16 protein-coding genes are annotated in these 18,979 nt (G+C 61.6%); 6 read left to right on the forward strand and 10 right to left on the reverse strand.

Annotation, left to right across the window (positions count from 1 at the left end; translation table 11 throughout):
• Window positions 1-37: 37 nt before the first annotated feature.
• Window positions 38-2,947: an adenosylcobalamin-dependent ribonucleoside-diphosphate reductase gene (locus tag KUL93_RS08995; protein ID WP_217126719.1), complete on the reverse strand. Its 2,910-nt coding sequence runs from the start codon at window positions 2,945-2,947 to the stop codon at window positions 38-40.
• 161 nt (window positions 2,948-3,108) lie between these two features.
• Between KUL93_RS08995 and KUL93_RS09000 the strand changes: the two genes are divergently transcribed.
• Genes KUL93_RS09000 through htpG form a run of 3 tightly spaced genes read left to right on the forward strand, consistent with a single transcriptional unit; the run spans window position 3,109 to window position 6,375 of the window.
• On the forward strand, window positions 3,109-3,864 hold the full coding sequence (locus tag KUL93_RS09000; RefSeq protein ID WP_217126720.1) for an endonuclease/exonuclease/phosphatase family protein: 756 nt from the start codon (window positions 3,109-3,111) through the stop codon (window positions 3,862-3,864).
• Window positions 3,865-3,868: 4 nt separating this feature from the next.
• A complete protein-coding gene (greB, locus tag KUL93_RS09005; RefSeq protein WP_217126721.1) occupies window positions 3,869-4,420 on the forward strand; it encodes a transcription elongation factor GreB in 552 nt (183 codons plus the stop codon).
• Window positions 4,421-4,446: 26 nt separating this feature from the next.
• Window positions 4,447-6,375 carry a molecular chaperone HtpG gene (gene htpG, locus KUL93_RS09010; RefSeq protein WP_217126722.1) on the forward strand — a complete coding sequence of 643 codons (1,929 nt, stop codon included), beginning with the start codon at window positions 4,447-4,449 and terminating at the stop codon, window positions 6,373-6,375.
• A gap of 109 nt (window positions 6,376-6,484) precedes the next feature.
• On the opposite strand, the gene fliN is transcribed toward htpG, so the two are convergent.
• The 9 genes from fliN to fliF form a co-directional block, all read right to left on the reverse strand.
• The gene (gene fliN / locus KUL93_RS09015; protein ID WP_346731683.1) at window positions 6,485-7,006 is read right to left on the reverse strand and encodes a flagellar motor switch protein FliN; all 522 of its coding nucleotides are present in this window, start codon (window positions 7,004-7,006) and stop codon (window positions 6,485-6,487) included.
• A 41-nt stretch (window positions 7,007-7,047) separates the two neighbouring features.
• On the reverse strand, window positions 7,048-8,094 hold the full coding sequence (fliM, locus tag KUL93_RS09020; protein WP_217126723.1) for a flagellar motor switch protein FliM: 1,047 nt from the start codon (window positions 8,092-8,094) through the stop codon (window positions 7,048-7,050).
• 17 nt (window positions 8,095-8,111) lie between these two features.
• Window positions 8,112-8,714: a flagellar basal body-associated FliL family protein gene (locus KUL93_RS09025; protein ID WP_217126724.1), complete on the reverse strand. Its 603-nt coding sequence runs from the start codon at window positions 8,712-8,714 to the stop codon at window positions 8,112-8,114.
• Between the two features lie 83 nt (window positions 8,715-8,797).
• The gene (locus tag KUL93_RS09030) at window positions 8,798-10,339 is read right to left on the reverse strand and encodes a flagellar hook-length control protein FliK (RefSeq protein ID WP_217126725.1); all 1,542 of its coding nucleotides are present in this window, start codon (window positions 10,337-10,339) and stop codon (window positions 8,798-8,800) included.
• Window positions 10,336-10,797 carry a flagellar export protein FliJ gene (fliJ, locus tag KUL93_RS09035; RefSeq protein WP_217126726.1) on the reverse strand — a complete coding sequence of 154 codons (462 nt, stop codon included), beginning with the start codon at window positions 10,795-10,797 and terminating at the stop codon, window positions 10,336-10,338. The genes KUL93_RS09030 and fliJ overlap by 4 nt, the downstream gene beginning before the upstream one ends.
• Window positions 10,794-12,161 carry a flagellar protein export ATPase FliI gene (gene fliI / locus KUL93_RS09040; RefSeq protein ID WP_217126734.1) on the reverse strand — a complete coding sequence of 456 codons (1,368 nt, stop codon included), beginning with the start codon at window positions 12,159-12,161 and terminating at the stop codon, window positions 10,794-10,796. Before fliI ends, fliJ begins: the two co-directional genes overlap by 4 nt.
• A 22-nt stretch (window positions 12,162-12,183) precedes the next feature.
• Entirely contained in the window at window positions 12,184-13,023 is an 840-nt protein-coding gene (locus KUL93_RS09045) for a FliH/SctL family protein (protein WP_217126727.1), read from the reverse strand.
• A 6-nt stretch (window positions 13,024-13,029) separates the two neighbouring features.
• Window positions 13,030-14,037 (reverse strand): flagellar motor switch protein FliG, encoded by a 1,008-nt coding sequence (fliG, locus tag KUL93_RS09050; RefSeq protein ID WP_217126728.1) that lies wholly within the window; start codon window positions 14,035-14,037, stop codon window positions 13,030-13,032.
• Window positions 14,034-15,830 carry a flagellar basal-body MS-ring/collar protein FliF gene (fliF, locus tag KUL93_RS09055; RefSeq protein WP_217126729.1) on the reverse strand — a complete coding sequence of 599 codons (1,797 nt, stop codon included), beginning with the start codon at window positions 15,828-15,830 and terminating at the stop codon, window positions 14,034-14,036. The genes fliG and fliF overlap by 4 nt, the downstream gene beginning before the upstream one ends.
• 128 nt (window positions 15,831-15,958) lie before the next feature.
• On the opposite strand from fliF, the gene KUL93_RS09060 reads away from it, so the two are divergent.
• Genes KUL93_RS09060 through fliE form a run of 3 tightly spaced genes read left to right on the forward strand, consistent with a single transcriptional unit; the run spans window position 15,959 to window position 18,874 of the window.
• The gene (locus tag KUL93_RS09060; RefSeq protein WP_217126730.1) at window positions 15,959-17,113 is read left to right on the forward strand and encodes a sensor histidine kinase; all 1,155 of its coding nucleotides are present in this window, start codon (window positions 15,959-15,961) and stop codon (window positions 17,111-17,113) included.
• Window positions 17,106-18,536: a sigma-54-dependent transcriptional regulator gene (locus KUL93_RS09065; protein ID WP_217126731.1), complete on the forward strand. Its 1,431-nt coding sequence runs from the start codon at window positions 17,106-17,108 to the stop codon at window positions 18,534-18,536. The genes KUL93_RS09060 and KUL93_RS09065 overlap by 8 nt, the downstream gene beginning before the upstream one ends.
• Before the next feature lie 11 nt (window positions 18,537-18,547).
• The gene (gene fliE, locus KUL93_RS09070; protein ID WP_217126732.1) at window positions 18,548-18,874 is read left to right on the forward strand and encodes a flagellar hook-basal body complex protein FliE; all 327 of its coding nucleotides are present in this window, start codon (window positions 18,548-18,550) and stop codon (window positions 18,872-18,874) included.
• Window positions 18,875-18,979 lie beyond the last annotated feature (105 nt).

Raw genomic sequence — 18,979 nt, forward strand, 5'->3', positions numbered from 1 at the left:
CCGCGGGAAAATGAGCGGTTCGGTGGAACGGCGCGCGTTAGCCGCACGCTCCCACTGCGCCGCACGCGGTGCAGAAGTCGCAGCCGTCTCTGCGGATCATCGTCTGGTTGCCGCATTCGGGGCACCGTTTGCCCTGCATCAGTTGCGGTTCGTCGTCGCGGTGCGGCTGTTGCATCAATCCCATCTCCTGCACCGGGTAGCCCCGTTCGTCGAGAATGCCCAGCATCGCGTAGCGGTGGATGATGAGCTGCGCGACGTACGAGACGGTGCTCGGGTAGTTGGTCTGCCGCCGCTCGCCCGGCACGAACGCGATGAAGTCTCCAAGCGGTTCGGGGTAGTTGAGCAGTTTGCGCAGCTTCATCCCGATCCACGCCGGGTCGATCACCCGCATGTCGAGTGACAGAATGCGGGTGAGCCCGTCGAGCGCGCGCGGATAGTTGCCAGCGAGCCAGACGGCGTAGGGGCGGGTGACGGTGCCGTTGCCGTCGGGTGCCGGCAGGGTGATCTCTTTGAGGCCGAGCACGAAGTCGTCACCGGTGGTGGGGTTTTGTACGTCGACGGTCCAGGAGAGCGTCCCGTCGGCACCGGTGCGCGGCTCATGGCGCGAAAAGAGGCAATCGACTACTGGCGTGTGGCTGCCGAAAAGTCCTTCACCGGCGTCGAGGTCGGCAAACGCGCCCAGACGCTCACAGCGGTAGCGGATCACTTCGGCAAACGCTGCGACGACGCTGGGAAAGCGCCGCGGTTCGCCGTTTGGCGGAAAGCGCATTTCGAAGCTTTTGTCGCTCGCGATCGTCGCCAGGGTGTCGAGTTTCATCTTGAGCCAGGCGCGGTCGTTCGCGCGCATGTCCATCGAGAGCGTTTTCGCAACTGCGCCCAGACCGCGCGGCTGGTTCGCGCCATTGACCCACACTTCGAACGGGAACGCCCCTTGTTCTTGCTCGATGTGGCCGACGAAGAGCGCGAACTCCCCTTCCGGAGTGTTGAGCATGTAGCACCACGCTGGGTTGCCGTCGGGAAGTTCGGGACGGCCCGGCCAGCGCAGGCTCGCGAGCACGGGCGCGGGAAGTTTCGCGAGCGAAAGCCTCCGGTTGGCGTCGGCAAACGCGATCGCTTCGGCGTTCGCGGTGGCTTCGGTTTGGGTTTCGGGCTTCTTCTGCTCGACCGAAAGCACCGCTCCCAGCACCGAGTTGGGGCGATAGGTCGCCAACCCTTTCAGGCCCGACTGCCATGCCACCAGATAGAGGTCTTGGAAATCCTCGTACGGGTAGTCTTCGGGGACGTTCACCGTCTTCGAAATCGAGGTGTCGATGAAGGGTGCTACTGCTGCGACCATCGCGGCGTGGTCTTTTGCGGAGATTTCGAGCGCGGAGCGGAAGTATTCCGGCAGGTTGTTGACGTCACCCCCCAGGTGCTTGTAGAGGCGCCACGCGTGGTCTTCCACCGGATACTCTTTGAAGGTGCCGTCGGGTTGCCGTTTGCGCCGCGTGTAGGTGTAGGAGAAGGGCGGTTCGATCCCGTTGCTGGCGTTGTCGGCAAACGCAAGCGAAATCGTGCCGGTAGGAGCGATCGACAGGAGGTGCGAGTTGCGGATGCCGTGTTTGCGGATCTCCGCTTTGATCGCTTCGGGTAGCCGCGAGGCGAAATTGCCGCCAGTGAGGTAGAGATCGGGGTTGAAGAGCGGAAACGCCCCGCGCTCTTTCGCAAGCTCCACGCTTGCGAGATAAGCGGCGTCGCGCATCCGTTCGGCAATGCTTGCCGCCATCTGCCGCGCGGCGTCGCTGTCGTACTTGAGCCGCAGCATGATGAGCGCATCCCCAAGTCCTGTGAACCCAAGCCCGACGCGCCGTTTGCTCATCGCTTCGCGGTGCTGCTCGGGTAGCGGCCAGTGGGTGACATCCAAGACGTTATCGAGCATGCGAATTGCAACGCCAACCACCTCTTCGAACGCGGCGAAGTCGAAACGCGCCTTTTCGGTGAAGGGATCGCGCACGAAAAGGGTGAGGTTGATCGACCCGAGGTCGCAGCAACCGTACGGAGGGAGGGGCTCTTCGGCGCAGGGATTGGTCGCTTCGATCCGCTCACAGTAGTAGAGGTTGTTGTCGGCGTTCATCCGGTCGATGAAGAGCACCCCCGGTTCGGCGTGGTCGTAGGTGGAGCGCATGATCTGATCCCACAGGTCACGCGCGCGCACTTTGCGATAGACCCACAGCCCATCTTCTCGTTGGTACGCGCCCTGGGCCAGGTACTCTTCACCGGGTTCCGCCTTATGGACGAGCTCCACTTCGCGGTCCTCGACGACCGCGCGCATGAAGTCGTCGGTGACACCCACGGAGATGTTGAAATTGGTGAGGTCGCCGTGGTCTTTGGCGTGGATGAACTCTTCGATGTCGGGGTGGTCACAGCGCAGCACCCCCATCTGCGCGCCGCGCCGGGCGCCTGCCGATTCCACCGTTTCACACGAGCGGTCGAAGACGCGCATGTACGAGACGGGGCCAGAAGCGTTCGATTGCGTTCCTTTGACACGCGCGCCCCGTGGGCGGATGCGGGAAAAATCGTACCCGACGCCGCCGCCTCGGCGCATCGTCTCTGCGGCTTGGGCGAGCGCGGTGTAAATTCCAGGGTAGCCATCTTCCACTTCGGTGACCGAATCGCCCACCGGTTGCACGAAGCAGTTGATGAGCGTGGCTTGTAGTTTCGTGCCCGCGGCGCTGTTGATGCGGCCAGCCGGGATGAAGCCGTTTTCTTGGGCCCAGAGAAAGCGCGCTTCCCACTGCTTACGGGTTTTCTCTTTTTCGACGCTGGCCAGCGCTCGCGCCACCCGACGGCGGACGTCTTCGATCGACCGTTCGCCGTCTTTCGCGTATTTTTCCAATAGGACTTCTAGCGAAATCTCTTGCGGGGGAAGATTGGTAACGGTGGGTTTTGCCGTAGCGCGGGTAGACATGATGGCTCACTCCAAGGACAATGGGATCGGTTCAGACGGTGAGTGAGTCTAGCGTCGCCATTGCGCGCTGTCAACCCAAAAACACTAGGGGTAGTGGTCAAAGAATAATATAAGCGCTATATATGCAATCGGAGGCGAAAATGAAAAACGCTGTGACGATAATGAGTTGGAACGTGCAGTGGGGGCGGGGGGCCGATTGTCGCGTCGATTGGCAGAGAATCCTTGCGGAAATACGCCGCGTTGCGCCCGATATCGTCATTCTTCAGGAGGTGGCGCAACACTACCCGGAGTTGCCCGACAACGACGATGCCGACCAGGTGGCGATTCTGAGTACGGCGCTGCCGCAGTATCACGGTTGCTATGCACCGGGCATCGAGGAAGGGCGCGCTGACGGGCGGCGCAAACGCTTCGGCAATTGGCTGGGAAGCCGCCATCCGATTCGGGCATGGCGGTCGGTTGCGCTCCCGGCGCCGCCAGCCACTACGACGCAATGGTTGCCGCGCACCGCAGTGGTTGCGGCGATCGAGGTGGCGAATCGGATGCTGACGGTGGTGGGAACCCATCTCGAATATTACTGCGCGCGGCAGCGGATGGCACAAGTCGAAGCCTTGAAAGCGTTGGTCGCGCCGCCTGCGGTACTCGTCGGGGACTTGAATTTTTCGCCACAATCCCCAGAATATCGCGCGTTAGCGGAAGGGGGCCACTGGGTCGACGCGTGGACGGTCGCATGCCCCGGCAAGGCCCATGCGCATACGGTGGGTCTGCACGGTGCGCCGTGGCCCGACCACCCGTACTGTTGCGATTACGCGTGGGTTACGCCCGATCTGGTGGCACAGGTGGTAGCGGTTGAGGTATGCAGGGAGACCGCTGCCAGTGACCATCAGCCGGTGGTTTTGACCCTTTCCTGGCCGGAGTGATCCTATGAGCAAAGCGTTCGTCAAAGAGTCGGAAGAGGCAGAGGAGCTCGAATTCCCGGAGGTGGCCGCAGTAGCCGGTTTCAAGAACTATATGACGCCGGCGGGTTATCGGGCGCTTCGCGAAGAGTTCGAGCATTTGGTGAAAGTCGAGCGACCGCGCCTCGTGGAGGTGGTCGCGTGGGCCGCAGGCAACGGCGACCGCTCCGAAAATGGCGATTACATCTACGGCAAACGGCGCTTGCGCGAGATCGATCGCCGCATTCGATACCTCACGAAGCGGCTGGAAAGTGCCGAGGTGGTCGATCCGGCGGCGCGAGAAGCGACCGATCGGGTCTATTTCGGCGCGACGGTAACGGTCTATGACGTCGCTACCGATACCGAAGAGACGTGGCAGATCGTCGGCGTGGATGAGGCCAACCCAAGCGAAGGGAAGATCAGCTGGATTTCTCCGCTTGCCAAAGCGCTTTTGAAGCGCGCAGTGGGTGATGAGGTTCGGGTTCCTGTTCCCGGTGGGGTGCGGGTGCTCGAGATTGTCGATGTGCAGTATCGGGCATGAATGAGTCGAACAAGGAGTGTTTGGTGATGAACGCGAACGAAACGGTAGTGACGGAAACGCAAGCAACAGGCAAGACGCTTCCCTTTCAGGCCGAGGTGCGGGAGTTGCTCCACCTTGTGATCCATTCGCTCTATTCGAACCCCGAAATCTTTTTGCGCGAGCTGATTTCGAACGCCTCGGACGCGAATGACAAACTGCGGTTCGAAGCGGCAACGAACCCAGAGCTCTACGAAGGTTCGGGCGAGCTCAAGATTTGGGTCGATTATGACAAAGCCGCAGGAACGATCACCGTGCGCGACAACGGGATCGGAATGAGCGAAACGGAGGCGATCGAGAACCTGGGGACGATCGCCCGTTCTGGCACGAAAGCCTTTTTCCGTAACCTTTCGGGGGATGCGCAGAAAGATTCGCTGCTGATCGGCCAATTCGGCGTGGGGTTCTATTCGGCGTTCATCGTTGCCGATTCGGTCACGGTGCGCACCCGCAAAGCGGGGTTGCCGCCAGAAAGCGGCGTCGAGTGGCGCTGTACGCTAAGTGGCGATGAGGCGTCGGCGTACACAGTGGCGCCTCTGACCCGTGCCGAGCGCGGTACCGAAGTGGTTCTGCATCTCAAAGAGGAGGCGCGTGATTTCCTTTCCCGTTGGCGGCTCACTGAGCTCATCCACAAGTATTCGGAGCACATCCTCTGGCCGATCTTGATGCCGAAAGAGGAGTGGGACAAGGAGAAGGGCGAATACCGTCGAACCGGCGAATGGGAGCAGGTGAACCAGGGAACGGCGCTTTGGGCGCGGGCAAAAAGCGAGATTACCGACGAAGCGTATCGCAACTTTTACCGCCACGTGGCGCACGATTTTGACGAGCCGCTTGCGTGGCTCCACGCCAAGGTGGAGGGGAAGCACGAATACACGCTTCTACTTTACCTGCCGAAGCGCGCGCCGTTCGACCTTTGGGATCCGAAACCCAGTCATGGCGTGAAGCTCTACGTCAAGCGCGTCTTCATCATGGAGGACGCCGAGCGGCTCTTGCCGCACTATTTGCGCTTTGTGCGCGGGGTGGTCGACGCCGCCGATTTGCCGCTCAACGTGTCGCGGGAGATGCTGCAAGAGGCCAAAGCGCTCGACGCGATTCGCGGCGGGATCACCAAGCGGGTGTTGGGGTTGCTCGAGCAGCTGGCGAAGAACGAACCGGAACAATACGCCACCTTCTGGAAAGCGTTCGGACGTGTCCTCAAAGAGGGAATCGGTGAGGACCACGCGAACCGCGAGAAAATCGCCGCGCTGTTGCGGTTTGTCTCCACGACGAGTGAAGGGGATGAGCCGACCGTCTCCCTCGACGATTATCTAGCGCGGATGAAGGAGGGGCAGACGAAGATCTACTACCTCACCGCCGATTCGCTCGCGGCGGCGCGTCATAGCCCCCACCTTGAGCTCTTCAAGAAGAAAGGGATCGAGGTGCTGCTCCTTACCGACCGGATCGACGAGTGGTGGACGGGTTACCTCACCGAATACCAAGGCAAGCCCTTGGTGAGCGTCACGCGGGGCGCGGACGAAATCGAAGCGCTCGATGACGCGGAAAAAACCGCGGTGGAGAGCGCTGCGAAGACGCACGACGCGACGCTCAAGCGGCTGGAAGCCGCCCTCAAAGGGAAAGTGAAGGCGGTGCGCCCCTCGGCACGGCTGACCGAATCTCCTGCGTGCCTGGTGGTCGAGGAAGGGGGCATGACGCTGCACCTGAAGCGCATCCTGGAAGCGGCCGGGCAGAAAGCGCCCGCGGTCGAGCCGGTGCTCGAGGTCAATATCGACCATCCCCTCTTTGCGCGGGCAGCCAGCAGCGAAGGAGAGGCGTTTGCCGAATGGGCGCAACTGCTCTATGAAGAGGCGCTCTTGGCCGAAGGCGGCGTGCTTGACGACCCCGCCGGGTTTGTGAAGCGCGTGAACCGGCTGTTACTCGCGTAAGCGCCGGGATACGCTGGCGTAAGCGCTAGGATACCCCCGGCGAACGCCCCTTCCTGCGTGCGATTTTTGCGTTGCGATGGGGCGCGCACGAGCGCGGGAAGGGGCGCGGTCAACTTCCGCGCAGTTTGCGCATGCGTTCTGCGGGGGTGATGATGTCGGTGAGGCGAATCCCAAATTTTTCGTTGACGACGACCACCTCCCCTTGGGCGATCAACGTGCCATTGACGAGCACGTCCATCGGCTCACCCGCCAGGCCGTCGAGCTCGATCACCGAGCCGTGCGCCAACTGCAGGAGGTTGCGAATCGGCATTTTGGTGCGGCCCAGTTCGACGGTGATCTGGACGGGAATGTCCATGATCATCTGAAAGTCGGAAAGGTTCTCCACCTTTTGGTTGGGTCCACCGAAATCGGGGAAGAGCTCTTTTGCGGGTTTGGCTGCGTAGGGGCTTTCATGGGGGGGAGCGCCGCTTTCTTGTTCGGCAAGCGCGGCAGCCCATTCGTCGGCAAGCGCCGCTTCATCGACCCCCTCTTCGTCTTTTCTTCCCTGCGAAGCAGCTTCCTGCGCGGCTTGTTCGTGCATCGCTGCTTCCCAATCGTCCGGGGTGACCTCGTCGGAAGTGGCGTCGGTCATCGTTTTTCCTTGCTTGGTTTCGTTCTCATCGACCATGCGCGTTACTCCTCAGTGCTATCGGCGGTCGCATCCGTTTCGAGCACGCCGTTTGGCGGTTCGTCCGGCGGCTCCTCTTCCGCGACGAAGTGGTGGATTTTTACCGCATAGTGTTTGTTGCGCGTGCCATAATGGCCACGGATCACCGGAACGCCATCGCTAAAGACTGTGACCAGTTCGGGGATTTCGATCGGGATCACGTCACCGACGCGCAGATCGACCAGATCGCCCAATGTGAGTCGCCCATACCCCAGAACCGCATTGAGCGTCACTTCGGCTTCGACGAGTCGCCGCGCGAGGTTCCGTGTCCAGCGCGAATCGTGCGTCATCTGGTCGCTTTGCATCGTCGAGTAGAGGAGATCGCGCACCGGTTCCAGCATCGAATAGGGCCAGCAGATGTGGATGTTGGCTTGCCCAACGCCCAGATCGAGCACGAACTGCGACGCGACGACGATTTCCGACGGCGTGGCGATGCTGGCAAATTGCGGGTTCATCTCGGAGCGGACGTAGCCGAGTTGAATTTTGTAGACTGGCGCCCATGCCCGCTGGTAGTCTTCGAAGATGACGTTGAGAAGCCCGAGGATGATGCGCTGTTCGGTGGGACTGAAATCCCGACCTTCGATCCGGGTGTGAAACCGCCCGTCCCCCCCAAAAAGGATATCGACGACGAGAAAAATGAGGTTCGGTTCCATCACGATCAAACCGTTGCCGCGAAACGGTTTGGCTTGAACGAGGTTGAGGTTGGTGGGGATCACCAAGTTACGCAGGAATTCGCCATATTTTTGCACATGGAGTGCGCCGACCGAAACCTCGATGTTGCGGCGAACGAAGTTGAAGAGCCCCACCCGGAGGTAGCGGGCGAACCGTTCGTTGATGAGCTCCATCGTGGGCATGCGCCCACGGACGATCCGCTCCTGGGTGGCGAGGTTGTAGGGGCGAATCCCCCCTTCTTCCGTTTCGGTGGGGGTTTCCGGCTCATCCTCCTCGCCGGTCACGCCCCGCAGGAGCGCGTCGACCTCTTCTTGCGAGAGAAATTCGGAGGAACTCTCCACAAAACCCCCTTGCGGTGTTACTGGATGATGAACGAACGGAAGAGCACCGCCTGAACGGGGCCACTTGGGCCCAGTTGCTGCACGTCGCGCGGGCGCGGCGGGTAGCCCAATACTTCGTTGATCGTGTCGCGAATGTCCATCGCCAACACTTCACGCCCTTTCGCTGTGGCCAGTTCGGAAGGCAATTTGCTCGAAAGGAGCAGGTTGACCCGGTGCTGAATCTCCGGCATGAACTGTTTGAGCATCGCATCGAATTTCTGGTCGGCGATGCGCAGCACAATTGCGACTTGGAGGTAGCGTTCGCCTTCGCCGGGCGCCAAATTGACGACGATTGGGTCGAGTGTGACGAAAACCGGTGGTTTGCCGGGGTCGACGACCACAGGCGGTGGCGCCACTGGGGCATGCTGCTCGGCCGCCGGTTTGGCTTTTTCCGCTGCGGCTGCCTCATCACCATGGCTGTCACCCCCTTTCTTTTTGAGGAGCAGGAAAGCCATGAACCCCATGCCCGCAAGCAGCAGGATGATCAACACGATCAGCAAAATGATGACGAGCTTGCCTTTGCCCGATTTTGCCGGCGCCGCTTCTTGGGTGTTGTCTTCTTTGGCTGCTTCTTTTGCCATGGGTTGCTCTCCTTTCGCCAGGAACCATCATAACCGAATTATCGCGCACCCAACGGAAAAAAAGCGCCCGAAAAGCGGCGTAATCACGCCCATGCGTCCAAGGCGTTGCGGCCCACACGAACGGTAGGAGGCAACTGCGGCGGACGGGACGATTCTGGTCCGGCGGAAAGAGTCGACGTGCTCAGCGCTGATTCGCTCGTCCAGGCGCTCTGAGCGCGTTGTGGGTTTTCCCACGGCGACGAACCGCCAGGATTACCACCGTTACTGGAAACGCTCGATTGACCGAGCTGAATGCCGGACTGTTGCAAGAGTTCCCTCAGGCGCGGCAACGCCTGGTCGAGCGCATCCCGCGCCGCCTGGGTTGCGGCGACGAAATGCGCGGTGAGATGGTCTTGGTTGAGTTGCAACGACACTTCGAGTTTGCCCAAATGGGGCGGATTGAGCTGCAGTTCCACTTTATGCACCGCTTGTCCCGCGTGCCAGACAAGGCGTTCTGCGGTTTCCATCGCCCATTGGGCAGGCTGGGTCATCGGGGTGTGAATCGTTTCGAGTGCGGGGCGTGCTGCGGTCGGGGCACCCGCTGTCACGAATGGGACGTCGATCGAGCGACCCGCTGAGCGCGTGAGGGACTCTGCGTTCCCTGAGGTTTGCGCAAGGCGCTTCTCAAGCCCCAGTTTCTCTTCGATCAGGGGGGGAAGTGCCTCCTGAGTGTCCGCAGAAAGTGGATCGTGTGCCGACAGCGCCTCTGTCAGCGACTCGGTGCGCGCGCCCGAGCGAGCGTCCGGTTTCAAAAGCGCCGAAGGTGTCGGGGGAGCTATGCCCGCTCCGTTGCTTTGCCGCCATTCCCGTAACAGTCGCTGCCACAGCGGGGCCTCAGGGGCGTTCGAGGGCAAGGTTGATGCAGTTGCGGTATCGAGGTCGAGGTTCGCGAGCCATTGCGCCAGACCGGGGGGCAGCGCAGGTAGGTTGCTAAGCGCCGCAGCCCCTTTGCCGGCTGAGGCGTTTTCTAGGAGCGCCGCAGCCTCACGCCACCCTTGCGTGGCTTCGTGCGCGTGCAGCAGGGTCTGGAGCCGCTCGCGCCACGCCCGATCGTCGGCAAAGCGTTTCGCTTCCTGCACCGCAAGCGTCGCTTTGTGCGGTTCCAGCATTTGCTGGATCTGTCTGAGGAGCGGCGTGGCTTGGGGCGTTTTTGAGTCGGCAAGCGCCGTCAGCAATGCGGCAAGATTCGCCGCACCATCGCTTTGCGCGGCAAAAAGTGGCGCGTTGGCCGTTGCCGGTGCGTCCTGTGCGGATGGTTCGGTCGATCCCGGTTGCGCGGTGGATTCCTGCTGAACCGTAATCCAGGTGACGAGCCATTGCGCAAGCGCTTGCGCTAGTTGTGTCGAATCCAGGGTTTCGGGGGCCAGCGCTTCTGCGGGGCCGCTCGATGCGGCCCGGTGGGTGCCGGCGTTGGCGCCGTGTTCGGCGTTTGGGGTGACGCTCGTGCGTTTCAGGAGTTGCGCAAAAACCGAAAGCACATGTTCCGGGGTGGCTTGGCCAACCCCGCTTGCGGCGTCACCGGCAGCGTTGCGGTTGCCTGGGCGCACGAGTTGGATGGCAGGGCTTGTGGTGGCAGCGATACTCATTGTTCAGGTCCTCCCTCGTTGGGCACGCGCAGTGCGCGTTGACTTGCCCATTCGTCAAGCAATTTCTGTGCCGCTTTCTCTTCCTGAGCTTTTTGAGCAGCCTCTTGCCGCGCAAGCAACAGGTCAAACGCTTTGCGTTTGCCCATCGCCGCTTGCCATGCCGCGCGGGCCTCGTCCACTTCTTGCGTGGCGTGCGCCACCGCCTCTGCTTGCAGGTGGATCGCTTGATCGAGCCGCGCAAGGAACTGCTGCAGGTTCTGAAGGAGCGCGAATGGGTCGCCACGTTCGAGCGCCTGCCGATATTTTTCATGGTATTCGTCGCGGAACTGCATCAGCGTTTGCGCTTTCGTTTTGGCTTCGGTGAGCGCCTGGTTCGCGGCGCCGAACCGTTGCGCGGCACGTGTTTCCTCTTCAGCTAAAAGGTCGCGCAGCGTCGTGAGCGTTTGCCGTTGGGTCATGATGCCAACACCTCAGCCATTTGTTGCACGGAGCTTTCGAATGGTGCGCGCTCCCGCATCCCCTGCTGCAAGAAGCGAGCCAGTTCCGGTTGTCGCGCGATCGCTTCGTCGAGTTCGGGGTCGTTCCCTTTTTGGTAAGCGCCAACCGAGAGGAGGTCGCGCGCGTTGCGGTAACGGGACCAGAGCCGTTTGAAACGCGTTGCCAGTTTGAGGTGTTCGGGTGTGACCACTTGCGGCATCGTCCGCGAGATCGATTGGTCGATCGCAATGGCTGGGTAGTGCCCTTCGTCGGCGAGCTCGCGGGAGAGCACGATGTGCCCGTCAAGGATGCCGCGCGCGGCGTCGGCAATCGGGTCTTGAAGGTCGTCGCCTTCGGTGAGAACCGTGTAGAACGCCGTGATCGCGCCTTCGCCTTCTCGCCCTTGGCCAGCGCGCTCCACCAGCGCAGGCAAGCGGGCGAAAACCGAAGCAGGATACCCTTTGGTCACCGGCGCTTCACCGATCGACAGCGCGATTTCGCGCTGCGCCATCGCAAACCGGGTGAGTGAGTCCATGATCAAGAGGACGCGCAGTCCCTGTTCGCGAAACGCCTCTGCGATGGTCGTGGCATAGGTCGCGCCTTGGATGCGCACGAGCGGATTGGCATCGGCGGGTGCGGCGACGACCACGGCGCGCGCAAGTCCCTCGGGCCCTAAGATATCGTCGATGAATTCCCGCACTTCCCGACCGCGTTCGCCGATCAATCCGACCACGACGACGTCGGCGTCCGTGTTCCGGGCCATCATCCCCAACAGGACCGATTTACCGACCCCGGTTCCGGCAAAAAGGCCGATCCGTTGCCCGGAGCCGACGGTGAGCAATCCGTTGATCGCGCGAATGCCCACGTCGATCGGTTGTGTGATCGGCTTGCGCTCGAGCGGGTTGATCGGGCGGGCGGCAAGCGAGCGGGGAACGACGTCGAGGAGCGGACCGCGATTGTCGAGGGGGCGGCCGTTACCGTCGACGACCCGGCCCAAGAGCCCAGTGCCGACCGGAAGGTGCTTGGCGCGGTCGGTGCGACGGCGTTTGGGATGAAGGATGCGGTCGGTACGAAGTGGCAATGGGGGGGGATCGGCAACGGTGATTGCAGCTCCTGGCATCGCGCCGTAGAGGGGTTCGGTGGGCATGAGGTAGAGCGTCTCGTCACGAAAGCCGACCACTTCGGCTTCCGCGCTGGCTCCATCGGCCAGTGCCACGCGACAGGTGGCGCCAACCGGCAAGCGGATCCCCTCTGCTTCGAGGATGAGGCCGCTCACGCGGGTGAGCTTACCGGTTGGGGTAAGTGCCGACGTCGTTTTGACCTCTTCGGTCAAGGTCGCCAGCATCTGCGCAAGCGGCGCTGCAAGCTCAATCTTCACGTCTGTCATCGGAGGGTTCCCAGGTTGCTGCTGTAGGGTAGAGCCGCGACACGATTCGACGCCAACGGCTCGCGACCGTGCCGTCGATAAGGAACGAATCGCCCTCTACGCACACGGAGCCGTGGGCGAGTTCCGGATCCGGGACGAAACGGACCGCTTCGGGTGGGGTGAGGTTTTGGGTCACGAGAGCGTGGTCGTCGGGGTGCAGTTTCACGGTGACGGGGCGGCGTAATTCGGTTTCCAAAATCTGGCGCGTCACGGCAACGACCGTCTCGGGTTGGGTTTTGAGGGTTTCCATCACCACCGAACGGGCGATTTCGATCGCGAGCGCCGTGACCGGCTCGGCCAGTTGTTGCGGCAATTGTTGGGTGGCTTCCGAAAGTTGGGTAACGATTTTCTTAAGCGCATCGGTTTGCGCTTCCCACTGGGACGCCCATTCGGCGTATGCAGCGGCTTTTCCGGCTTCTTGCCCTTCGGCAAGGCCCGCCGCGTACCCTTCCTGGTGGCCCGCTTCGCGCCCTTCGTTTTCGCCTTGCACGAATCCAGCCGCACGTCCCTCTTCGAACCCCGCTTGGTAGCCTTCGCTTTTTCCTTGCGCGAAACCGGCGCGGTAGCCTTCTTCGAACCCCTCCTGGCGCGCCGATTCGATGAGCGCTTCCAGGTCGCTCGCGGTCGGTAGGGGCGACGAGGAGGGCGTTTCGTCGGACGGGTGCTGGGACGGAGGTTCGGCGGCGCGCTTGCCGGATCGCGCGCCGCGTTCCGGTTCGTCGAACGAGGGAAGGGGCAGAGGCGGATAGAGGCCGCTTGCTTGGTGGCGTTCGATACCCATATGCGATTAGAGGAACCCTTCGTCGCCTCCCTTGCTTGGGAGCATGATTTGACCCTCTTCGGCAAGGCGCCGCACCACTTTGAGGATCTCTTTTTGTGCCGCTTCGACTTCGGAAACCCGCACCGGCCCCCGACTTTCGAGGTCTTCGCGCAGCATCTCCGCGGCGCGTTGCGACATGTTTTTGAAGATCTTTTCGCGCAATTCGGGCGATGCGCCTTTGAGTGCCAAAACCAACTGGTCGTTCGCCACTTCGCGCAACAGTGTCTGGATGCTGCGGTCGTCCACGTCCAGCAGGTTGTCGAAGACGAACATTTCGTCCATGATCCGCTGCGCGAGGTCGGGGTCGAACTCGCGCACGGCGTCGAGCACTTCGGTTTCGATTTGAGCGCCGACGAAGTTGAGAATTTCGGCAACGTGACGCACGCCGCCAGCGGCTTTCCCCTTCGCGCTCGACGAGGCGTTGGCGAGCAGCTCCGAAAGGGCTTCGTTGAGCTCTTTGAGCGCCTGCGGTTGCACCCCTTCAAGGGTTGCGATGCGCAGGATCACGTCGTTGCGCAGCCGTTCCGGGAAGCGCTTGAGGATTTCACCCGCGAAATCGTAGTCGAGATGGACCAGGATGGTTGCGATGATCTGCGGATGTTCGTTCTTGATGAGGTCGGCGGCGGTACCAGGGTCGAGCCATTTGAGACTTTCGATCGCCCCTGTGTCGGATCCCTGCAGGATCTTGCCGATGATGTGGCTCGCTTTGTCGTCCCCGAGCGCCTGGGTGAGCATTTGGCGGATTTGTTCGGGATCGGGTTCGATCGGTGCCCCTTTCTGGAAATGGGCGATCGCTTCGTCTAGGAGCGCTTCGACCGCTTCCCGGGGTTTGGGGGGCAGCGATGCCATCGCCATCCCCAGGTTCTGCACTTCGCGCGGTCCCAGGTGTTTCAAGACGGCGGCGGCTTCGGTGGGTCCTAGGGTGACGAGCAACGTGGCCGCTTTTTCGATTGCCGGATTGTCTTTGCCGCTCATGACTTCTTCTCCTCACCCTCGAGCCACTCTTTGATCAGGTTGGCCATCAGTTTCGGGTTGGTTTGGGTGAGCTCGCGCAGCGTCGCCAGTTTTTCTTCGAAGGGGTCGGCGGGGGTCAATTGCGACAGGTGGACGAGGGCATCAGGGGTTTTCCCACCTTCCCCGCCAACCAGGGTGCTACCGGATTGCGCAGTCGGTGCACCACCTTGCGTTTCAGCAGTGGCGGCACCGCCTGCGGCATGGGAGGCAGCAGCCGTTCCCGCTTCCTCTTCGGTCTTTCCTTCGTCTTTGGGGGGTGCGACCGCGCGGAGCAACGGCCGGATCACCCCGAAGTAGATCAGGGTGAGTGCGATGACTACCGTGAGGAAGCGCAAGAGTTCGCGCACGATTTCGAGCATTTCTGGGTCTTCGAGGAGTTTTTGCCACCACGCGCGGTTGTCGGTCTCGGGTAGATCGGAAAAGAGCACGCCACGAACGGTAATGGTATCACCCCGGTTCGGGTCGAAACCCAACGCACTTTTTACCAGTTGTTCCAGTTGTTGCAATTCGGCATCCGACGGGATGACGACCTCTCCCTCTTTCGTCTTTTCCCGTTTCTGGTTGACGACGACCGCAACGGCCAGTTTCTTGATCGCGCCTTGCGCTTTTTGCACGTGTTCGATGGTGCGATCGAGTTCATAGTTGATCGTTGCGGACCGTTCGCGTTGCACGCCGGTAGCGCTGCCCGTTGGCGGGACTTCTGGGTTGGTGATCGGGGCGGTGGCAGGCACAGGGGGTTGGTTGGTGAGCGCGCCAGGAACGCCTTGAGGGAGTGCATCGCTGCCGAATTTTTCGTGGATCTCTTGGCTGCGGATCGCCTGATTCGGCGCAGGGTTGGGGCGGTAGCTCTCAGCGGTGCGTTCGATGCGGTCGAAGTCGAGCTCCAACGAGACTTCGGCACGGAAATTGGGTTTGCCGACGACGGGCGCCAAGAGCGATTCGATCCGCTCACGGTAGCGGTTTTCGAGTTCGTGCCGATAGGCCAATTGTTTGGCGCTGAGCGTTTGCGAGAGGGGGTCGGGCGTCATCGTCAACAATTTGCCGTTTTGATCGACGATCGAGACGTCCGCAGGATCCATGTTGGGAATACTGGAGGCGACCAAGTGGCGGATGCCAGCGATCTGGGTTTCGTCCAGGAAACGTCCAGGGCGGAGGTGGAGTACGACCGACGCCGTCGGTTTTTGCTGATCGCGCAGAAAACTCGTCCGCTTCGGGATCGCTAGATGGACGCGCGCTTGCGTCACCGCAGCCAGCGTGGCAATCGAGCGGGCGAGTTCGCCTTCGAGCGCGCGCTGATAATTGACCTGTTCGGCGAATTGGGTGATCCCCAATTTTTGTTGATCGAGCAGCTCGAAGCCCACCGTCCCCCCTTTCGGAAGCCCTTGCGCGGCAAAGCGCAAGCGCAGTTCATGCACCTGCTGGGCCGGGACCAGGATGGTGCTACCGCCTTGCGCCAATTCGTAAGGAATGTTTTGCTGTTTGAGCTGTTCGACGATCGCGCCGCCGTCTTGAGGGCTAAGGTTGGAGAAGAGCACGGCTTGGTCGACGGGGCGCGACCAGAGCCAGGCGCCGACCAACATCGCAAGCGCCAGCGCGAGCGCCGCACCAGCCGCCAGTTTCTGTTGCGGGCTCCACGCAGCGATGCGCGCGACTAAGGGCTGCCACGGGGCAGCTTTCGTTGCCGCTTCCGGTGTTCCCCCTTGGGCTGCACCGCCAGCCGCATTCAAACCGATTTCAGCGGTCGCTTCGGCCATGATCCGTTGGTCCTGTGACGTCTCTTTGTCATTATTGTCGTCGACTGCCACGCCCGGCAGCGGGCGAAAAAGCGGCAAAAGTCGCCGGCAATTGTTGCCGGAGTGTGCGTTCGGCTACAATCGCCGACATGACACAAGCACCAAGCGCCTTTTCTGTGAAACAGCCGGACGCCGCGGGCATGACACCGGAACAGTTGGCAGCGGCGTTCGCGGAATTCATGCGCGCTTCCGACCGTCTCACCGCGGCCTATGCCCAGTTGGAGGCGCGCGCCGAGCGGCTCACCGAACGGCTCGACGTCTTGATGCAAGCGTTGCCGGTGGCGGTGGTGGTGTTGAACGCCGAAGGGGAGGTTGTCGAAGCGAACGAAACGGCACGGCGGTGGTTCGGAACGGCGCTCACAGTGGGAACCGCCTGGCAGTGCTTCGCGCAGCAATTGCGGCCGACTGAAGCCCCTGACGAGGTCTTGTGGTCGGCACCGGATGTCGAGAGAAGGCTGACGCTCACCTGGTCGCGGCTTCCCGACCAAGGCGGGGAGCTCGTCGTGGTGCAGGATGTCACCGAGGCCACTCGGCTGCGCGAAGCGATGGCGCGGCAGGAGCGCTTGGCGGCGATGGGGGAGTTGGTTGCCGGGCTTGCCCACCAGTTGCGAACACCGCTTGCTGCGGCGCTGCTGTTTCTCGATCATTTGACGACACCTGGGCTCGACGAAGCGCGTCGCATTGAACTGGCGGGGCGGGTCAAGGCACGGTTGCACCGTATGGAGCAATTGATTGCCGACATGCTGATTTTTGCCCGCGGGGGGCTGAAAGCACGAGAGCCGATCGCGCTCCCCCATCTCTTTGCGCAGTGGTGGTCGAACGTCGAGCCACTGGCGCAGGCGCAAAAAGTCGTGCTCGAACGGTTATTCGCGCCGCAAGCGGACGCACCGGTAGCGATCGGCGACGAGCGGGCCCTCTTGGGGGCTTTGATCAACTTGGCCGAGAACGCGCTTGCCGTGCAACATGGGCAGGCAGCGGCATGGGTAGGGCTGGGCGCGCGTGCGACTGCAGACCAGTGGGAAATCGTCGTTGCCGACCATGGTCCCGGTATTCCCGACGCCGTTCGGGCGAGGCTCTTTACCCCCTTTTTTACGACGCGTCCCGATGGCACCGGGTTGGGTCTGGCGATCGCGCACGAAGTGGTCACCGCGCACGGCGGAACCATCGAGGTGCGCTCGAAACCGGGCGAAGGGGCCACTTTTACCGTTCGACTCCCTTGTGCCGTGAGGAGCCGTGATGTCTGAACATTCGCTCCCGATCCTGATCGTCGAAGACGACCCCGATTTGCGTGAAGCGTTGGAATTGACCTTGACGGCGAAGGGGTACCGGGTGTTGCTGGCTGCATCCGGACCCGAAGTGCTCGAACTGCTCGATCGCCACGCCGTGGCAATGGTCGTCACCGATCTCAAGATGGCGCCGATGGATGGGTTGGCACTGCTCGATGCGGTTCGGCAAAAATTGCCGCACTTACCCGTGGCGCTGATGACCGCGTATGGTGACGTCCCGGCGGCGGTCCGCGCGATGAAAAGCGGTGCGTGCGAATTCCTTTTGAAACCGTTCGAGAGTCGGCAGCTGTTGGCGGTAATCGAACGGTATGCGCAGTGGGGGGGCGCTGGCGCAGTCGCCGACTTGATCGCAGAGGATCCCAAAACCCAAGCGGTGCGGGCGCTTGCCGAACGCGTTGCCGCAACCGACGCCACGGTTCTGCTTTCCGGGGAATCGGGCGTTGGGAAAGAGGTGTTTGCGCGGCTGATCCATGCGGTTTCGCCGCGCAAAAGAGCGCCGTTCGTTGCGATCAACTGTGCGGCGATTCCCGAGTCGCTCCTTGAGGCGACCCTCTTTGGCCATGAAAAAGGGGCCTTTACCGGCGCGGCAACGGCACAGCCCGGAAAATTCGAGCAGGCGCAAGGGGGCACGATCCTATTGGATGAAATCTCGGAAATGCCGCTCCTGTTGCAGGCGAAGCTCCTTCGGGTCCTGCAGGAAAAAGAGGTCGAGCGGCTGGGTGGGAAAAAGGCGATTCCGCTCGACGTTCGGGTGATCGCAACCACCAACCGCAATCTGGCCGACGAAGTGGCCGCCGGGCGATTCCGGCAGGACCTCTTTTATCGCTTGAACGTATTTCCCATCACGATCCCGCCGTTACGCGACCGGCCCGCGGATATCGTTCCCTTGGCGCGCTATTTTCTAGCGCGCCTGGCTGCGGAATGGGGGCGGGTAGCGCCTGCCTTAACCGAAGAGGCGGAACGAATCTTGCTCACTTATTCTTGGCCGGGTAACGTGCGCGAGCTCCACAATACGATGCAACGCGCGCTGATCCTTGCGCCGGGTAACGTGATCGACGGGAAGACGTTGCGCCTCTGTTTGCCGAACGATTCCCCGGTAACGGACGGTTTTGATCCGGAAGAAAAACGCGCTACGCCCCAATGGGTCGCGGGCACGCAGGCCGAAAACGATTCCCTGCTGCGGCGTGATACCCGGACGAACGAAAATGACCAAAGTGCGGTATCGTTACGAGATTGGGAGCGGGAACACATTCTACGGGTTCTTGCCGAAGCGGGAGGTTCCCGGAAACGGGCGGCTGAGCGCCTGGGCATGCCCGAAAGGACATTGCGATACCGATTGCGGAAGTACCGCGAAGCGGGGTTCGACGTCCCCGAAGCCTGAGGAGTCAGACGATGGACACCAACGCAATCAACCAGTTGCTTGCCCAAATGCAACAGGCACAAGCGCTCGCAAAAGGCGGTGCTGCAGCGCAACAGCCAGAAGCGGAGCGCGGGACGACCGATTTTGCCCAAGTCCTGGACCAAGCGCTCAAAGAGGTGAGCGCGCAATCGGCCGAGGCGAAAGCGCAAGCCGAACGGTTCGTTGCGGGGGACCCCGCCGTCAATCTGGCCGACGTGATGATTGACCTCGAAAAAGCGTCCCTTTCGTTCAATCAAATGGTTCAGGTGCGTAACCGGTTGGTGAGCGCCTATCAGGACATTATGAATATGCCCGTCTGAGAGTAGGTGTCAAGACCCGTGACATTATCTACCCTTGAAATGAAAAGCTCTGGTCGCTCGGTTTGCCACCATCGGAGTTTCTCAATAGGAGTCATATGACCCAAA

It is taken from the genome of Hydrogenophilus thiooxidans, from assembly GCF_019049855.1.
Lineage (GTDB): Bacteria > Pseudomonadota > Gammaproteobacteria > Burkholderiales > Rhodocyclaceae > Hydrogenophilus > Hydrogenophilus thiooxidans.

Bases quoted from the DNA above. Each gene is read 5' to 3' on its own strand.
- KUL93_RS08995 (WP_217126719.1), bottom strand. From the start codon at position 2,947: ATGTCTACCCGCGCTACGGCAAAACCCACCGTTACCAATCTTCCCCCG.
- KUL93_RS09000 (WP_217126720.1), top strand. From the start codon at position 3,109: ATGAGTTGGAACGTGCAGTGGGGGCGGGGGGCCGATTGTCGCGTCGAT.
- greB (WP_217126721.1), top strand. From the start codon at position 3,869: ATGAGCAAAGCGTTCGTCAAAGAGTCGGAAGAGGCAGAGGAGCTCGAA.
- htpG (WP_217126722.1), top strand. From the start codon at position 4,447: ATGAACGCGAACGAAACGGTAGTGACGGAAACGCAAGCAACAGGCAAG.
- fliN (WP_346731683.1), bottom strand. From the start codon at position 7,006: ATGACCGACGCCACTTCCGACGAGGTCACCCCGGACGATTGGGAAGCA.
- KUL93_RS09025 (WP_217126724.1), bottom strand. From the start codon at position 8,714: ATGGCAAAAGAAGCAGCCAAAGAAGACAACACCCAAGAAGCGGCGCCG.
- KUL93_RS09030 (WP_217126725.1), bottom strand. From the start codon at position 10,339: ATGAGTATCGCTGCCACCACAAGCCCTGCCATCCAACTCGTGCGCCCA.
- fliJ (WP_217126726.1), bottom strand. From the start codon at position 10,797: ATGACCCAACGGCAAACGCTCACGACGCTGCGCGACCTTTTAGCTGAA.
- fliI (WP_217126734.1), bottom strand. From the start codon at position 12,161: ATGCTGGCGACCTTGACCGAAGAGGTCAAAACGACGTCGGCACTTACC.
- KUL93_RS09045 (WP_217126727.1), bottom strand. From the start codon at position 13,023: ATGGGTATCGAACGCCACCAAGCAAGCGGCCTCTATCCGCCTCTGCCC.
- fliG (WP_217126728.1), bottom strand. From the start codon at position 14,037: ATGAGCGGCAAAGACAATCCGGCAATCGAAAAAGCGGCCACGTTGCTC.
- fliF (WP_217126729.1), bottom strand. From the start codon at position 15,830: ATGGCCGAAGCGACCGCTGAAATCGGTTTGAATGCGGCTGGCGGTGCA.
- KUL93_RS09060 (WP_217126730.1), top strand. From the start codon at position 15,959: ATGACACAAGCACCAAGCGCCTTTTCTGTGAAACAGCCGGACGCCGCG.
- KUL93_RS09065 (WP_217126731.1), top strand. From the start codon at position 17,106: ATGTCTGAACATTCGCTCCCGATCCTGATCGTCGAAGACGACCCCGAT.
- fliE (WP_217126732.1), top strand. From the start codon at position 18,548: ATGGACACCAACGCAATCAACCAGTTGCTTGCCCAAATGCAACAGGCA.